The organism is Rhizobium sp. BK312 (genome assembly GCF_014193605.1).
Classification (GTDB): domain Bacteria; phylum Pseudomonadota; class Alphaproteobacteria; order Rhizobiales; family Rhizobiaceae; genus Rhizobium.
Window position 1 is genome coordinate 240,119 of record NZ_JACHZP010000008.1, and the last position, 15,733, is coordinate 255,851.

12 protein-coding genes and 2 pseudogenes are annotated in these 15,733 nt (G+C 59.9%); 6 read left to right on the forward strand and 8 right to left on the reverse strand.

From position 1 onward, the window contains the following. Positions 1-61: 61 nt before the first annotated feature. The 8 genes from FHT85_RS22590 to FHT85_RS22625 all read right to left on the reverse strand — a co-directional run bounded on the left by FHT85_RS22590 (position 62) and on the right by FHT85_RS22625 (position 9,141). Positions 62-2,158, reverse strand: a complete 2,097-nt coding sequence (locus FHT85_RS22590) for a 5'-nucleotidase C-terminal domain-containing protein (RefSeq protein WP_112335121.1) — start codon at positions 2,156-2,158, stop codon at positions 62-64. 146 nt (positions 2,159-2,304) lie between these two features. Further along, a complete protein-coding gene (locus tag FHT85_RS22595; protein WP_112335120.1) occupies positions 2,305-2,628 on the reverse strand; it encodes a hypothetical protein in 324 nt (107 codons plus the stop codon). 28 nt (positions 2,629-2,656) lie between these two features. After that, positions 2,657-3,046, reverse strand: coding sequence for a hypothetical protein (locus tag FHT85_RS22600; protein ID WP_015341076.1), 390 nt, complete (start codon positions 3,044-3,046; stop codon positions 2,657-2,659). 180 nt (positions 3,047-3,226) lie between these two features. Beyond that, positions 3,227-4,678, reverse strand: a complete 1,452-nt coding sequence (locus FHT85_RS22605) for a homospermidine synthase (RefSeq protein ID WP_112410029.1) — start codon at positions 4,676-4,678, stop codon at positions 3,227-3,229. 266 nt (positions 4,679-4,944) lie between these two features. Then, positions 4,945-5,229: a YciI family protein gene (locus tag FHT85_RS22610; RefSeq protein ID WP_112335119.1), complete on the reverse strand. Its 285-nt coding sequence runs from the start codon at positions 5,227-5,229 to the stop codon at positions 4,945-4,947. 4 nt (positions 5,230-5,233) lie between these two features. Next, on the reverse strand, positions 5,234-5,875 hold the full coding sequence (locus FHT85_RS22615) for an aminotransferase class IV family protein (RefSeq protein ID WP_112335118.1): 642 nt from the start codon (positions 5,873-5,875) through the stop codon (positions 5,234-5,236). Further along, the gene (locus FHT85_RS22620) at positions 5,860-7,020 is read right to left on the reverse strand and encodes an aminodeoxychorismate synthase component I (protein WP_112410028.1); all 1,161 of its coding nucleotides are present in this window, start codon (positions 7,018-7,020) and stop codon (positions 5,860-5,862) included. Before FHT85_RS22620 ends, FHT85_RS22615 begins: the two co-directional genes overlap by 16 nt. A gap of 276 nt (positions 7,021-7,296) precedes the next feature. Further along, positions 7,297-9,141 (reverse strand): M3 family oligoendopeptidase, encoded by a 1,845-nt coding sequence (locus FHT85_RS22625; RefSeq protein WP_112335116.1) that lies wholly within the window; start codon positions 9,139-9,141, stop codon positions 7,297-7,299. Between the two features lie 220 nt (positions 9,142-9,361). Between FHT85_RS22625 and FHT85_RS22630 the strand changes: the two are divergent. The 6 genes and pseudogenes from FHT85_RS22630 to FHT85_RS22650 form a co-directional block, all read left to right on the forward strand. Then, positions 9,362-10,613 (forward strand): annotated as a pseudogene (locus FHT85_RS22630) (sigma-54-dependent transcriptional regulator); the annotation flags it as partial. A gap of 119 nt (positions 10,614-10,732) precedes the next feature. Beyond that, positions 10,733-10,942 (forward strand): annotated as a pseudogene (locus FHT85_RS31010) (helix-turn-helix domain-containing protein); the annotation flags it as partial. 175 nt (positions 10,943-11,117) lie between these two features. Continuing rightward, positions 11,118-13,070, forward strand: coding sequence for a DUF882 domain-containing protein (locus FHT85_RS22635; protein ID WP_112410026.1), 1,953 nt, complete (start codon positions 11,118-11,120; stop codon positions 13,068-13,070). Between the two features lie 279 nt (positions 13,071-13,349). Further along, positions 13,350-13,967: a hypothetical protein gene (locus FHT85_RS22640; protein ID WP_112410025.1), complete on the forward strand. Its 618-nt coding sequence runs from the start codon at positions 13,350-13,352 to the stop codon at positions 13,965-13,967. Between the two features lie 124 nt (positions 13,968-14,091). Continuing rightward, positions 14,092-14,934 carry a glycosyltransferase family 25 protein gene (locus tag FHT85_RS22645; protein ID WP_112410024.1) on the forward strand — a complete coding sequence of 281 codons (843 nt, stop codon included), beginning with the start codon at positions 14,092-14,094 and terminating at the stop codon, positions 14,932-14,934. Positions 14,935-14,945: 11 nt separating this feature from the next. Then, on the forward strand, positions 14,946-15,647 hold the full coding sequence (locus tag FHT85_RS22650) for a polysaccharide deacetylase family protein (RefSeq protein ID WP_112410023.1): 702 nt from the start codon (positions 14,946-14,948) through the stop codon (positions 15,645-15,647). Positions 15,648-15,733: the final 86 nt, after the last annotated feature.

Genomic DNA, 15,733 nt, shown 5'->3' on the forward strand with positions numbered 1-15,733 from the left:
ATAAGAATAAAAGCCGGTCCGGGAAAGCCCGGACCGGCTGGAGTAAGCGAGACAAATCGTCTTACTTGGCCGGAATCTTCAACTTTTCGCCGACCGACAGGTGATGCGGCTTGATGTTGCGGTTGGCCGCCACGAGTTTGTGCCACCGGCTGGCGCTGCCATAATAGGTCTTGGCGAGATCCCAGAGCGTGTCGCCGGCGACGACGACGTGGGTTGTGGGTGTCTTTGGCGGTTCGTTGCCCTTTGCCTCCGGCGTCGCTGTTGCCGGAGCTGTGGCCGTGGGTGCGGAGGTCGCCGGGGTTTCCGCCGCTGGAGCTGAGGTGGCGGGTGTCGAGGCTGCCGGATCCGATTTTGCCGGAGCGGACGGTGTCGCGGTCGGGTTTGCCGGCATGGTGGTAGTTGGCGTTGTCACCGTGGGAGGTGAGGAGGCCGGAGGGGTGGTCGTGGATGAGGCGCCGCCACCCGTAGCTGCTGCTGCCGGCTTCTGCTCCGGTGCTGTCTGCGTGGTATCGGCGGGCTTTGCGGGTTCCGGCTGCGCAGCTGGCGCTGCCGCGGTTATCTGGGTTATGCGGCCGTCCGTGTAGGGCTTGTAGGGATTATGCGCGCCGAGATAGTCGGCGACCACCGATTCCAGATTGGGGCCGAAGTCATAGGCGTTCTTGCCGTCCTTGGCGAAGACTGTATAGCCGTCACCTCCGGCGCGCATATAGTTGTTGCTGACAACGCCGTAGGTCTTTTCCGGGTCGATCGGCTTGAACTCGGTGCCTTCCTGCACCTCGACTGAGACCAAACGGTTGCCCGGCGGCTTCGATTTGTCGAAGCTGTATTTGAGGCCGGCAACCTGCGGGAAGCGGCCGGCGCCGTCGTCGATCTGGCTGAGGCCGTTTTCGAGCGCCGCTTTCACGTCGGCTCCCGTGAGCTGGAAGGTCGCAACCGTGTTCTGGAAAGGCAGCACGGTCAGCACGTCGCCCATGCTGACGTCGCCGGCGCCGATCGAGGCGCGCAAGCCGCCGCCGTTCTGGATGGCAATGGAGATTCCTTGCGCCTTGGTGCGGTCGAGCATCGCATCGGCGACGAGATTGCCCATCGAGCATTCCCGAACGCGGCAGACTTCACGCGCGCCTTCGATCGGCTCCTGCGAATTGCCGATGATCTTCTTGCGCAGTTCCTGGATCGGTTTCGCCATCTCCTGCACGCGTGCAAGGATCATCGGATCGGGCTTGATGGAGGAATCAAGCAGGATCGGATCACCCTTGGCTTCCTTGACGGCGCCATTGTCGTCGAAGGTGACGACGATGTCGCCGAGATATTTGCTGTAGGACGCGGCCTGTACGACAGGCACTTTATAGCCGGCCGGATTGTCGACCATGGTCGGGTAGGGGCCGGCTGCCTTCGGATCGGTATTCGACAGGAGCGTATGCGAGTGGCCGCCGACAACGACGCTGACGCCGGCGATCTTGGCGATCTTCTCGACATCGCGCGGATAGCCGACATGAGTGAGCGCGATGATCTTGTTGACGCCTTGCGATTTCAGGGCATCGACTTCGGCGCTAATGGCGGCGGCATCGTCGGTGATCTTCACATGCGGGCCTGGAGAGGCAAGTTCCGGTGTTTCGGTCGTCACCGCACCGACGATACCGATCTTCTGGCCGCCGATATCGAGCACGATCGACTTCTTGATGCGTTCGCCGAGCTTCGACTGGTCGTCGACCACCAGATTGGCCGTCACGACGGGGAACTGCGCCTTGTCGAGGAAAGCGGCAAGCGGGCCTTCGCCATCGTCGAACTCATGATTGCCGACCGTCATGGCATCGATCTTCATGTCATTGAGGAATTCGACTTCGGCAGCGCCCTTGTAGGTCGTGTAGAATAGGGAGCCCTGGAAGTTGTCGCCGGCATCGAGGACGAGGACGTTCTGGCCGGCAAGCGCGGCGCGGCGCTGGTCGATGATGGTCTTCAGCCGGGCTGCGCCGCCGAAGCACTCATTCTTGGCTTCTTCTTCTGCGGAGCACGTCGCGTCGAACTTGTTGATCGACTCCACGCGCGAATGGAAATCGTTGAAGTGCAGGATGTTGAGCTGATAGTCCGCGAAGGCGGCGCTGGTGCTCAGCGCCAGCAGCGTGGCGGCCAAAAGACCCACTCCGAAGGGCTGCTTCATCTGTTTCTCCTGTTGGTCATTGCAATCCGGCCCGCCAATGCCCGAGGCGGTCCCCCATGCCGATGTTTCCATCCCGGCGGAGCGAGCGCAAGTAAAAGCTGTTGGCTTCATTCGGATTTTACAAAGAAGCGAAATGGCCCGCCAGATCAGGCGCAGGCTTCGACGGAGGCTGCACCATAGGATTCGCGCAGCGCCGCAGCGGCATTCCAGCCAACGGAGCAGAAGACGAGCGCACAACAGAGGAAGGCGACAAGATGCAGGCGCCGATTCCGCCTCCGGTAAAGCAGGATGGCGCCGACCCCGTAGACGAGCAAAGCCGGTATGGCGAAGAGGAGGACGCTTGCTGGGCCGTCGCAATCAAGGGCGTCGATGCCCTGAGCCCGATAGCTGTTTACAGGGAGGACCGTCGCCATAATGGCGACGGGCAATGCCGCGACAAGTGCCAGATAGAGGATCAGCATGCCGCGCATGATGTCTTATCCGTCCATCGGGTCTCTATCAGCCCTGGCGATTGAGCGAGAAGTGCCCACCGGTTTCGGAGGTGCAATTGAGCTGGCTGGGATTGGCCAGGAAGCAATTCACCTTCGATGATGTGCGCTTGATGTTCGAATAGAGGTTGATCTGGATCACGCCGGATGGATCGGTCGTATAGGTTCCCGAGGCCATCTGCTGGTTCGTGCCATCAGTGGTATGCGTTTCGAATCGGCCGCCATTGAAGGTCGAATTCAGGCCGTTCGAATCAGCCCAGCTTCCTTCCACCGAATTCATGCGCGGCTGGGAGCCACCCGGGTTCATCCCCATCGGCGGCGGTCTGGAGCCGCCGAAATCGACGCAGGCGGAGAGGGCCGCGGCGGCGGCAACGAGGGCAAGAACGGTTCTCATCTTCATAAATATCTCCCGCGAATGAAGGCGGTCTAAAGGCGTATCGGTTGCAAGGAAGATGCCGCGACCATCGGGCTAAAGCAAGACGCTCCAGGCGATCTGCTTGATTTATCTGGCTTGCGTAACAAAAATGCCCGCACGACTTGTGCGGGCATTCGGGTCTGGCATCAAGCTGACACGATACCCTCAGCGAACTAGAATGTTCCGGAACTGCCAGGGGTCTTTGGTGTCGATGTCTTCCGGGAAGAGGCCCGGACGGCCGTCGAGCGGGGTCCAGTCGGTGTAGTGACCTTCGACCGGGCCGAGATAGGGCAGCTGCACTTCGAGGCAGCGCTTGTAATCGATTTCGTCGGCTTCCACGATGCCGGCCTTCGGGTTTTCCAGCGCCCAGACCATGCCGGCGAGCACGGCTGACGTCACCTGCAGACCGGTGGCGTTCTGGTAGGGAGCGATGCGGCGGGTCTCTTCGAGAGACAGGCGCGAGCCGTACCAGTAGGCATTCTTGGCATGGCCGTAAAGCAGCACGCCGAGTTCGTCGATGCCGTCTTCCAGCTCGTCCTCGTCGAGAACGTGATGGACCGGCTGCGGCGTGCCGCCATTGCCGAACATCTCGTGGAGCGAGAGCACGGCGTCATTGGCCGGATGATAGGCGTAATGGCAGGTCGGGCGGAAAGTGACTTCGCTGTCCTTGTCGCGGACGGTGAAATAGTCGGCGATCGAGATCGACTCGTTATGGGTGACGAGGAAGCCGTATTGCGGGCCGGGGGTCGGGCACCACGTGCGCACACGGGTATTGGCGCCCGGCTGCTCCAGATAGATGGCGGCCTTGCAGCCCTTCTTGTGCTTCTTGGCGTTCTTCGGCATCCATTCTTCATGGGTGCCCCAGCCGAGTTCGGCCGGCTGCAGACCTTCGGAAATGAAGCCTTCTACGGACCAGGTGTTCCAGAAGACGTTGAGCGGCTTCGGATGCTTGGTGCGCTGCGTGTCGCGCTCGGCGATGTGAACGCCCTTGACGCCGACCTTCTTCATCAGCTTTGCCCAGCCTTCGCGATCGTGCTGATCCGGCTCTTCGAACTTCAGGCCGATATCCTTGGCGAGATTGACGAGCGCCTGCTTGACGAACCAGGAGACCATGCCCGGATTGGCGCCGCAGGTAGAAACGGCCGTCGCGCCACCTGGGTTCTTTTCCTTCTCCTTGCGCATGGTTTCGCGCAGGGCATAGTTGGTGCGGTCGGCGTTCTTCAGGCCCTTGTCGAAGTAGAAGCCGAGCCAGGGCTCGACAACGGTGTCGATATACAGAACGTCGAGCTTGCGGCACAGCTTGACCAGGTCGAGTGAGCCGGTATCGACCGAGAGGTTGACGCAGAAGCCCTGGCCGCCGCCTTCCGTAAGAAGCGGCTTCAGGAGATCCTTGTAATTGTCCTTGGTGACATGGGCCTGGATATGGCGGACGCCATGCTTTTCCAGGATCGCCAGGTGCTCGGCATCCATCTGCGGGTCAATGACGACCATCCGGCTCTTGTCGAATTTGAAATGGCGCTCGATCAGGGGCAGGGTGCCACGGCCAATGGAGCCAAAGCCGATCATCACGATCGGACCGGTAATTTCGGCATATACCGGATAGTTGTGTTTCGTCATTCTTTTCTCCTTCGAAAGGCGGGACGCCGTTCGGTTCACGAAATTCAATTAGAGTTTACGCGAAAGCGCTGGCAGAGTTTGCGCGAAAACGCGAGGTGAGCGGCTCTAATCATAATTTGATGTCACAATAAAGAGCTGTTGAGGGTTAGCCGGGCAAAGTCAAGTGGAGGGCAACATACACGCCATATGCGACGAGTTTGTTGCCCTCAAGGTTGGTTTTCGCTGACATAAACGGAATGGGGCAGCAGGCAAGCGCCTTCCGCCGCTTAGGCCTTCAGGCCTTCCAACCCGTCGACGACGGTGGTGAGGGCGATTTCCTGGACTTCGTAAATGGCGACACCGTGGATCGTGAAGGGGTCGGCCGCGACATAGGCTTCAAGTTCCACCCGCTCGCCACGAGCGAAGATGACGCCGCCTGTGCGCGGTACCTTGCGGCCGGAAGCGAGGAACCAGCCCCTGGCATAGCCCTCCTGCACCCAGGCCATATGCGGCTGCATGTGCTTGTCGGCTTCGTCATTGCCCTTGAGGTAGGTGAGCGAGAGAATGAACATGCAATCAATTCCATAGGAGTTGTGCGCGGATCAGGCCGCGCAGGGAGTTTCCGACATAAAGGGGGCGATCTTTCAGGTCGTCGAGCCGGATGCGGCCGACGCGGGCCTTGCGCTGGCAGATGAGTTCGGTGCGCAGGACGCCGGCAAGCAGACCGGCCGATATTGGAGGGGTTCTGAGCAGGTCCGCGCTGTCCTCAAGGAAGACCGAGGTGATCGTTCCCTCGCACACCTCGTCCTTCTCATTCAGGAGCAGGACTTCATCGGCCTCGTCTGGCCGGCATTCCGCGCGGGCTGCTTCATAGATGCCACGTCGCGTGGTTTTAAAACGCAGCAGCTTGTCGGAGGAATCGAGCCGGGTCGCAGCGATGCGCAAGCGCCAGACGGTGTCAGGCAAAAGCGGGACAAACGGCGCCGTCGTCACTTCCGCTTGCCCTTCGCGGTCCAGAGTGAGGCGAACTCTCAAAGGTGCGGCAGCGCCGGCAACCGCCTGTTCCAGTTTTCCAAGCACGTTCTTCGGGGCTGCAAAGCCTAAACGGCGGATGGAACGCTGCAGCCGCGCAAGATGCAGGCGCAGGCGCACGAAACCGGTTTCCGGCTCGAAGCGCAGCGTCTCGATGAGGGAAAAATTCTCTACCGGTCGATCCATCTATCCCCCACGGCGAAGCGCGCCTTGAGGAGGCACTCCTCATATTCCGCTTCCGCCGTCGAATCGAAGACGATGCCCCCACCGACATTGAACACCGCGCGGCCGTCTTCGAAAAGCGTGATCGTGCGGATCGCCACCGAAAAGCGCATGGCTCCATCGGGCGAGATCAGGCCGATCGCGCCGCAATAGGCGTCGCGCGGGCCGTCTTCGAGATCGTGCAGGATTTCCATCGCCCGTATTTTCGGCGCACCGGTGATCGAGCCGCAGGGAAAAAGTGCGGTAAGGATATCGCGGATCGATATGCCCGGACGCAGCTTCGCCTGGACATGGCTGACCATCTGATGGAGCGTGGGATAGGTCTCGATCTCGAAGAGCTTCGGCACGTCAAGTGTGCCGACCTCGGTGATGCGCGAGATATCGTTGCGCAGGAGGTCGACGATCATACGGTTTTCGGCCTGCGTCTTTTCGTCGGCAAGCATGGCGGCGATAATGCGCTCGTCCTCGGCGGCATTCGCACCGCGCTTGGCCGTGCCTTTCATCGGATGCGTCTCGATCCAGCCGTTCTCGTCCGTGCGGAAGAAAAGCTCCGGCGAGCGCGACAGGATGATCGGACCGCCGAGATCGACGAGTGCGCCGTATTTCACCGGCTGCCGTTCGATCAGCGACCAGAAGGCGGCGCGGGGATCACCGTTCCATCGCGCATGGATCGGCATGGTAAGGTTTGCTTGATAGCAGTCGCCAAGGCGCAAATGCAGATGCAGCCTGTCGAAGCGCTCCTGATAGGTCTCGAAATTCCAGGCCGCTTTCGGCTCTGTCAGTAATTCCTGGTTTTCCATGCGCTTGGCTGGTTGGCAGAGCGGGTGGTCGCCCGCAGCAGGGCCGTCGAAAACGCCGAAGCAGAGCAGGGGCGTTTCCCTGTTCTCCTCGGCGAAAGGGACGAGTTTTTCCTCGAAGAGATGGCCGGCGTCATAGGCGATATAGCCGGCAAGCCATTGTCCTTGCCGCTTGGCCTCCTCCATCCGATCGAGGGCATCGAAAAATTGCGCGCGTGTATGGGCGATAATGATCTCGGCCGGTTCGGCGAAGATCATCATCTGTCCTGTGCTGTCGTCCCTGAAGAGGACGTAGGGTATGGCATCGACCATGCGCGGATTTCGATCAGGTTCTCGTTATATTGATTGTCAGGCTTTAGTTGTGCCTACCGCAACCAGGCGTATGGCCCCTCACCCTAGCCCTCTCCCCGCAGGCGGGGAGAGGGGATCGATCCGACATTGCCGCGCCATTCGCGCCCAAATGATGCGAAGGCTGAGCCGCGGCTCCTTCTCCCCGCATAGGCGGGGAGTGGGTTGGGGTGAGGGGCCATGCGCGCGGTTGCGGCAATGGCAGACATGCCTGACCTGCTCCTACGAGCAGACGGGATTTCAGTTCTTATCTAACGCTTCCAACTCATCGATCAGCCCTTCGATCATCGACAGGCCCTTGCTCCAGAACGACGGATCGGTCGCGTCGAGGCCAAAAGGCTTCAGAAGCTCAGAGTGGTGCTTGGTGCCGCCGGCCTTCAGGAGCTCGAAATACTTGTCCTGGAAGCCCTTTTCGGCGTTCTGGTAGACCGCATAGAGCGAGTTTACCAGGCAATCGCCAAAGGCATAGGCATAGACGTAGAAAGGCGAGTGGATGAAGTGGGGGATATAGGCCCAATAGGTCTCATAGCCCTCGGAGATCTTGATCGCCGGGCCTAGGCTCTCTTCCTGCACGGAGAGCCACAGCTCGCCGATATTGTCCGATGTCAGTTCGCCATTCTTGCGGGCGGTATGCACCTTGCGCTCGAATTCGTAGAAGGCGATCTGGCGCACGACCGTATTGATCATGTCCTCGACCTTCTGGGCGAGCATGGCCTTGCGTTCGCGCTTGTCGGTAGTCTTGTCGAGGAGCGCGCGGAAGGTCAGCATCTCGCCGAAGACGGATGCGGTTTCCGCCAATGTCAGCGGCGTCTGGCACATCAGCGCCCCCTGGCCGCCGGCCAGCACCTGATGCACGCCGTGGCCGAGCTCATGCGCCAGCGTCATGACATCGCGTGGCTTGCCCATGTAATTGACGAGGACATAGGGATGGGCTGACGGGACGGTCGGATGCGCGAACGCACCGGGCGCCTTGCCGGGACGTACCGGCGCGTCGATCCATTCCTCATCGAAAAAGCGCTTGGCGATCGCAGCCATTTCAGGCGCGAAATTGCCGTAGGCCGAAAGAACCGTGTCCTTCGCATCGGTCCAGGGGATCAGTGCATTTGGCGTTTCCGGCAGCGGCGCGTTACGATCCCAGAAATTCATCTGCTCCATGCCGAGCCATTTGGCTTTCATCTTGTAATAACGATGCGACAGGCGCGGATAGGCGTCGCGCACGGCGGCTGCCAAGGCATCGACGACCTCGCGCTCGACGCGGTTGGCGAGATGCCTGCTATCGGCAATATCCTCGAAACCGCGCCAACGGTCGGAAATTTCCTTATCCTTGGCGAGCGTATTGGTGATCAGCGTGAAGGTGCGCAGGTTCGCCTTGAAGGTTTCGGCAAGTGCCATGGCCGCCTTGCGACGCACTTCAGGGTCCTGCTCCTGCAGCATGTTCAAGGCCACTTCCAACGGCTGCTTCTCGCCGTCGATCTCGAAGCGCAGTTCTGCCATCGTCTCGTCGAACAGTCGGTTGAAGGCGGCAGCGCTCGTCATCGACTTTTCCAGGAACAACTGCTCGAGCTTGTCGTCGAGCTGATGCGGCTTGTCCTTGCGCAGATCGACGATCCACGGGCGGTAGTGACCGGCGGTGGCGTCGTTCACCATGCAGGCATCCATGATTGCGTCGTCGATGCGGTTCAATTCCAGCGGAAAGAACAGCAGGTGCGCGGCGTAGTCCGTCAGTTTTGCCTGGACGTCGCCATAGAGCTTGCCGTTGGCCGGATCGATGGTGTTCGTGAAATAGGTGAGCCCGGCATAGGAGCCGAGGCGGCCCATGATATCGTCAAGCGCCTCATACTCCTTGATGGCGGCGCCGATGCCGGCATCACCCGATTTGGCGGCGGCTTCGGTCAGCTTGCCTTTCCACTTTTCCTCGAAGGCAATGGCCAGCTTGCGGGCCTTTTCGATGTCTCCAAGAAATTCCGGCGAGGTCGCGGACGGATAGAGATCGCTGAGCTTCCAGGCGGGCAGCTCGCCAAGCGCCTGGCCGGCGGCCGAGCTTGCGGAGAAGTTAAGAGAGTGGCGGAGCGAGGTCGGGCTCATGGGCGAAATTTCCTCTGCTTTTATCTTTCGGATCGTCCGATCCATTCGTGTCTAGTGGGCTGGAAAGGCCACCGCAAGGCCTGATTTTCCAGCGCCGGCCGTTGATTCATAAGCGATTTTATATTCGTCATAATGATTAAAATGCGATGGTTTGGCAAAACTTCATGTTCAAGCCTTTCTGCGAATGTCCGCGTCAGGTTTCGCATGAAGTGAGGCACCAATGACCGTTTACAATAGCGCCAAGGGAGGCGCGCAGATTCTCGTTGTTGAGGATGATCCGATTCAACGCCGTCTGCTGAAGAATGCCATCGAGCGGCACGGACACGTTGCCCATTTGGCAGAAAATGGCCGTCTCGGCCTGGAGTTCCTGAAGCGTGGCCACGATCAGATTAATGTGATCGTGCTCGATCTCATGATGCCGGAAATGAACGGCATCGAGTTCCTGGGCGCTCTGAACGATATGGGCATCGACCTGCCCGTCATCGTGCAGACCGGGCAGGGCGGCATCGATACCGTGGTGCAGGCCATGCGCGCCGGCGCCTTCGATTTCGTTGTCAAGCCTGTGTCGCCAGAGCGTATCGCTGCGTCGATCGCCAACGCCCTGAAGCTCGACCAGCGCGAGGCGAAGGCCCGCGCCGGGCGCAAGTCGCGCTCGAGCAGCATCTCCTTCGACGACATCGTCTCGGCAAGTCCGGCGATGATGCGCGTGATCGATCTCGCCCATCGGGCGGCGCAATCGAGCATTCCGGTGGTGCTGGAAGGCGAATCGGGCGTCGGCAAGGAACTGGTGGCTCGCGCCATTCAGGCCGCCAGCGATCGTGCCGGCAAGCCGTTCGTGATCGTCAATTGCGGTGCGATCCCGCATAATCTCGTCGAAAGCATCCTTTTCGGACACGAGAAAGGCGCATTCACGGGGGCGACCGAGCGCCATGTCGGCAAATTCATGGAAGCCGATGGTGGCACGCTGTTCCTCGACGAAATCGGCGATCTGCCGCTGGAAGTCCAGGTCAAGCTTTTGCGCGCCGTGCAGCAGGGCGAAATCGAGACCGTCGGCGCACGTGTCGCTCAGAAGGTCAATGTCCGGCTGATCTCGGCCACCAACAAGGATCTGATCGAAGAGGTCAAGGCAGGGCGATTCCGCGAGGATCTCTACTATCGCCTCAATGTCTTCCCGATTACGATGCCGGCCCTGCGCCGCCGCAAGGAGGACATCCCGCATCTGGCGCGCGCTTTCGCCGACCGGTTTGCACTGGAGCAGAAGCTCGATCGCCCGCTTGGTATCAGCAATGATGCTCTAGCCCTGCTGACGGCCTATGACTGGCCGGGCAATATCCGCCAGCTCGAAAACGCGATCTTCCGCGCAGTCGTTCTGTCCGAAGGACCGGAATTGCTCGATACGGATTTTCCGCAGATCGCCGCGCAGCTGCCGGGTTATTTCGCCGTCGAGCATCCGACTTTGGTTGTGGATAATTCGCATGCCTCGTCGGCTGGACTTCTGGCGGCTGAAAGAAGCGAGCGGATCCCTTACGGGGTTGCGCAGGCATCGCCTGCAACTCCTCCGCTTGCTTCCGCCGATGCCTCGGCCGGTACTTCCGACAACGTCATCGTCAGCACGAACACCTTGGGCGATGTAAGAAAACTGGCGGATGTAGAGGAAGAATTGATCCGATTCGCCCTTAAATTCTATCGCGGGCAGATGAGTCAGGTGGCGAGAAAGCTCGGTATCGGGCGCTCAACTCTCTACCGTAAGTTGAAAGACTATGGCATCGACCCGGATGATCCGCAAAAAAGCGCGGCATGAGAAAAAGCTTAACGTTTAGGCAAGCATATTTTGTTACCCGTCGTAAAGCACTTGTTAGTGCATCGTTCACCATGTATGAAGGGGGCGACCATGTGTGGCATTTTTGCCATCGTGTCACCGCAATTGACAGCCATTTGGAACACGATGCGACATTGTCTGTCGGACGGGGATCGAATTGCCGAATTTGAGTGCAAATACCAAGCCTAATAGCTTGAGCTGGCATTCTGCGTGCTCTAACCTATTTAGCAAGGTGGCCAAGGTAGCAGCCATTGGCCTCCTTGCTTTGGCCGTTTCTACTCCTGTTTTCGTCGGTACTCCCTCGCAGGCTGGTGGTGAAACCCGCAGCCTGAAGATCTATTATGTCCACACCGGCGAAAAGGCCGTCATTACCTACAAGCGCAACGGCAGGTTCGATCCGGACGGCCTGGAGAAGCTGAACCGCATCCTGCGCGATTGGCGCAAGAATCAGCCCACCAAGATGAACCCGCGCCTGTTCGATCTGATCTGGGAGGCCTACCGCGAAAGCGGTTCGCACGAATTCATCTATGTGATCTGCGGGTTCCGTTCGCCTGGCACCAACGAGATGCTGCGCACGCGTTCGGCCCACACCGGCGTTGCCAAGAAGAGCCAGCACATGCTCGGCAACGCGATGGATTTCTATCTTCCGGACGTCAAGCTTTCCAAGCTGCGCGAAATCGGCATGAAGCTACAGGTGGGCGGTGTCGGCTATTATCCGACTTCGGGTTCGCCTTTCGTCCATATGGACGTCGGCGGCGTGCGTGCATGGCCGCGCATGGATCGCCAGGATCTCGTCCGCCTCTTCCCGGATGGCAAGACGATGCATATTCCGGCCGACGGCCGGCCGCTGCCGGGTTACCAGCAGGCAGTCGCCGATTATAAGCGCCGCATGTCGTCCGACGATATCCAGATCGCCAGCTCCTCTTCGTCGCGCCGCGGCTTCTTTGCCCGTCTGTTCGGGGGCGGTGGTGCGGATGAGGAAGAGGATAACGCGGATACCGGCACGGCGGCAGCACCGGTGGCTGTCGCTTCGGCTGTTCGCAAAGGCCAGCCCGCTCCAGCCGCCAGCGATGATGGTGACGATGGCGCTGCTCCGGCTCCTGCCCAGGTTCAGGTCGCCAGCGTAAACGCGCCCGTTCCGCAGGTTCGCCCGGCATTCGGTAGTCAGCCTGCCGGCAGCGATGTTGCTTCCGCTCTCGTTTCGCCGTCTCGCAACGCTGCTCAGGATGCGCTTGCCGCCGCCATGCCGGATACGGGAGATCAGCCGCAATATGCCGATCTTCGCTCCTATCATGTGCCGGTGCCGTCCTTGCTTGACCGCCGCTCACCCGGCGATGCCGAAGTGGCATCGGCCGAGGCTGACATGAAAGGCCAGTTGGCTGCCGTTCCGGTGCCGGCGCAGCGTCCGGAATTGGCCGAAAGCCTGCTGGCATCAGCCGATGCGGATCAGGAGGCTGCCGACGACCAAGCCGATGCAGGCGCACTTTCGCCTTCGGTCATTGCGGCTCTGGAGCAGAGCCGTCCGGATCGATCGGATGCCAACAATGCGGTTGCGATGACCCAACCGTCGAACAACGTCGCGTCTAAGGATCAGCTGCCCGCGGCAGACAATGGTCTGGCTGCCGGTAACGATGCGGTGCAGGCAATTGCCTCCGTCCTGCCGCAGCAGAGGCCGACCCAGCAAATGCCGATGCAGGTGGCCGCACTCGCGCCGGTTCGCAGTGAGGTGAAGGCCAGCAGCCGTCGCTTCAACGACGGTTTCGAGCCGACAACGCCGCAGGAACGCCCGATTGCCGCTGGCATTGCGACCAAGGGCGGCCGGCCGAACAAGCAGGATGCCGTCGTGGCCGATTCGGGCCGTGCAACTGTGACAACTGCGCCGACGCTGACGGATAAGATGATCTCGCAATGGGCGATCGCAAAGGCTCGGGTCGAGATCGTGAACCGCCCGGTCAAGGCTCCGCGCTTCGTGAGCCCGACGCTTCGTGCCCAGCCGACTGCCGTTTACACGGATGGCTTCAAGGTACAGACCGCGTCGATCGATCCCGAACGCTTCAGCGGAAGCGCAGTGAATTTCCTTCAGGTTAAGAAATTTAATTCGGTCGAATAGACCAGACAAACCGTCATTGTTTCGGGAGCCCGTTTGGGCTCCTTTTTGATTCGGCAAGATGTGACCTCTTTGCGTTCGCAATCGGTTTCTTGCACTCTCAAGCCCCACACAAATCTGAGCTGACGCATGGTCCTCTGGCGCTGCTGTTGCGTGTGGGTGACATCGCGATGGCTTTCAGGTTCGTGTCAGCTTTTATGCATCCTTCCCCTCATCCGTCTTCAGTTTGGCTTCATTTGGCTTCGTTAGGTCGACGATTTCAGATCTGATGGATACTCATATTTGACCCGAAAGACGGCAATCATCATCGGCAATGGCAAGCTGCAGCGCGACCTTTCCGAGGTCGTGGACAATGCTGAATTCGCAATGCGCTTCAACGAGCCGAAAGCCTCGATCGGGATGAGCGGCTCACGCACGGATATTCTCATGCTTGCAGCTTCCAGCAAGCCGATGCAGCGCCGATTGACGGACCCGGCCTTTCTGACAAGCCCGACTTTCACGGCCGCCAAAGAGGTCGTGCTGGCCTATCATCCCGATATCATCCGCAAATATCACCCCAAGCCCAATCTTCTCTCGCGCCTCAAAGGCAGGAGAAGCGATTGGACGATGCGGACGATCGAATTGGTCGGCGCGGCCGGCAAGGAAATCCGCATCATGCCGCCGCAATTCTACATCGAGGGCTGCGAGGAACTCGGCGTGAGCCAATGCCGCATGCACCAGCTCTTTCCGAGCACCGGCTTCTTCGGCATCCGATATGTGCTGTCACGATTGCCTGCCGACGAGTGGGAGGTGAAGCTGTGCGGTTTCAGCTGGGAAGGGTGGAAACGCCATGCCTGGCTGGACGAGCGCCGCTGGGTTGAAGACAAAATGGCGAGCGGCCGCATCAGCGTGCTCGTTTAGCCTTCCTTCAGTTGTTCAGACCAGTTGAAAACAACCATTTTCAGTTTGGCCTCAGGTTTGCCTAAGCTCGCTTTCATTCAGGGTTGCTAGAGCCTCGCGAAATATGACCTCGAGGTATTCATTCATGCAAGCCCACGAATTCAACCCGTCTTCGGCGATGCCGCTCGAAAGATCTCACACGGGATTCGAGTTCGCTCCTGCGCCCAATTCGGTCGGTACCGTTCTGGACACGCCCGGCCAACCTGTCATTCGTGGCTTCATCATCCATCTCGCTCGCGCCCGCGATCGCATGCCCCAGGTTGAAAGGCTTGTTGCAAAGCTTCCGGTGCAGAGTGAGGTCATTGAGGCAGTCGATGGCCGCGCTCTGAGTTTCGCCGAGATCGACAATGTCTACCGTCCTCGGCTCCAGAAGCCATATTATCCGTTTGCCATGAGCGCGGGCGAGATCGCCTGCTTTCTGTCGCACCGTAAGGCTTGGGCCGCCATCGTCGAGCAGGGCATCGATGCCGGCCTTGTCTTCGAAGACGACGTCGAGATCGACGATGCGTTCCATGCCGCTTTTGCCGCCGCCAAGGCCTGCCTGAAGCCAGGTTCGTTTATTCGCTTCCCGTTTCGCATGGGCAAGGAGCATGGCAGATGTGTTCTGTCCCAGGGAGCGACCAATGTCATTCAGCCGACGCGGATTGGGCTTGGCATGGTGGCACAGCTTGTCAGCCGCGATGCTGCCATCCGCCTACTGGAGGCGACCGCCATTTTCGATCGGCCCGTCGATACCACCGTGCAGATGAGCTGGTTTACCCGCGTGTCGCCGCTTTCGGTCTTGCCCGGCGGTGTGCGTGAAATCTCTCCCGAGCTCGGCGGTAGCACGATCAAAAGCCGCAAGACATTGACGGAAACACTCTCCAGAGAGGTGTTGCGGCCACTCTATCGTGCCAAGATCGCGCTTCGCTCGCGCCGCATCATCTGAGATCATCCATCGTGGCCGTTCCGATCCTCGCATATCATCAGATTGCGGTGCCGCCGTCGCGCAAGGCACCGTTCAGAAGCATGGTCGTCCACCCAGAAGCTTTCCATCGTCAGATGGAATGGCTGAAAAGGCTTGGAATTAAGGGTGTATCGCTGCGCGAGGCAATGCCTTACATCCGCGGCGAGAAGACCGGCAAAGTCGCCGCCATCACCTTCGATGACAGCTATGCCAATGTTTATGAGAATGCCTTGCCCGTGCTGCAGGAGTTCGGCTTTACCGCCACGAATTTCGTCGTGGCAAACCAGATCGGCGGCAGCAATGTCTGGGACGTCCCCCTTGGCGTGGCGCAGGCGCCTTGCATGTCGGTCGAGCAGCTGAAGCGCTGGCACAGTCTGGGGCACGAGGTGGGATCGCACACGCTCGATCACGTCCGCCTGCCGCAATTGCCCATGGAAGAGGCACGCCGTCAGATCACGCATTCGCGCGAGCTGCTCGAAGATTTGCTGGATGAGGGAATCTCGTCCTTCTGCTTCCCCTATGGCGACGAAACACCGCTCGACCGCGTGCTTGCCTATGAAGCCGGTTACAGCGCCGCAACGACGACACGACGCGGTCGGGCGCGATCAAGCGACGATCCCTTCGGCTTGCCGCGCGCCACTATCCGGCGCAACGACAGCTGGCTGCATTTCGTCAGGAAATGTGCCCTCGGATAACGAGTCTCTGTAATCAGGGTGCTACCGTAAAGCTGTAACTGCCGTCGGTCTTATGGCCGGCGGCAGAAAGTACGGCGCCCACGCAT

Coding starts and splice junctions, on each gene's coding strand:
- FHT85_RS22625 (WP_112335116.1), bottom strand. CDS start 9,141: ATGAGCCCGACCTCGCTCCGCCACTCTCTTAACTTCTCCGCAAGCTCG.
- FHT85_RS22595 (WP_112335120.1), bottom strand. CDS start 2,628: ATGCGCGGCATGCTGATCCTCTATCTGGCACTTGTCGCGGCATTGCCC.
- FHT85_RS22615 (WP_112335118.1), bottom strand. CDS start 5,875: ATGGATCGACCGGTAGAGAATTTTTCCCTCATCGAGACGCTGCGCTTC.
- FHT85_RS22645 (WP_112410024.1), top strand. CDS start 14,092: ATGCAAGCCCACGAATTCAACCCGTCTTCGGCGATGCCGCTCGAAAGA.
- FHT85_RS22590 (WP_112335121.1), bottom strand. CDS start 2,158: ATGAAGCAGCCCTTCGGAGTGGGTCTTTTGGCCGCCACGCTGCTGGCG.
- FHT85_RS22605 (WP_112410029.1), bottom strand. CDS start 4,678: ATGACGAAACACAACTATCCGGTATATGCCGAAATTACCGGTCCGATC.
- FHT85_RS22610 (WP_112335119.1), bottom strand. CDS start 5,229: ATGTTCATTCTCTCGCTCACCTACCTCAAGGGCAATGACGAAGCCGAC.
- FHT85_RS22600 (WP_015341076.1), bottom strand. CDS start 3,046: ATGAAGATGAGAACCGTTCTTGCCCTCGTTGCCGCCGCCGCGGCCCTC.
- FHT85_RS22620 (WP_112410028.1), bottom strand. CDS start 7,020: ATGGTCGATGCCATACCCTACGTCCTCTTCAGGGACGACAGCACAGGA.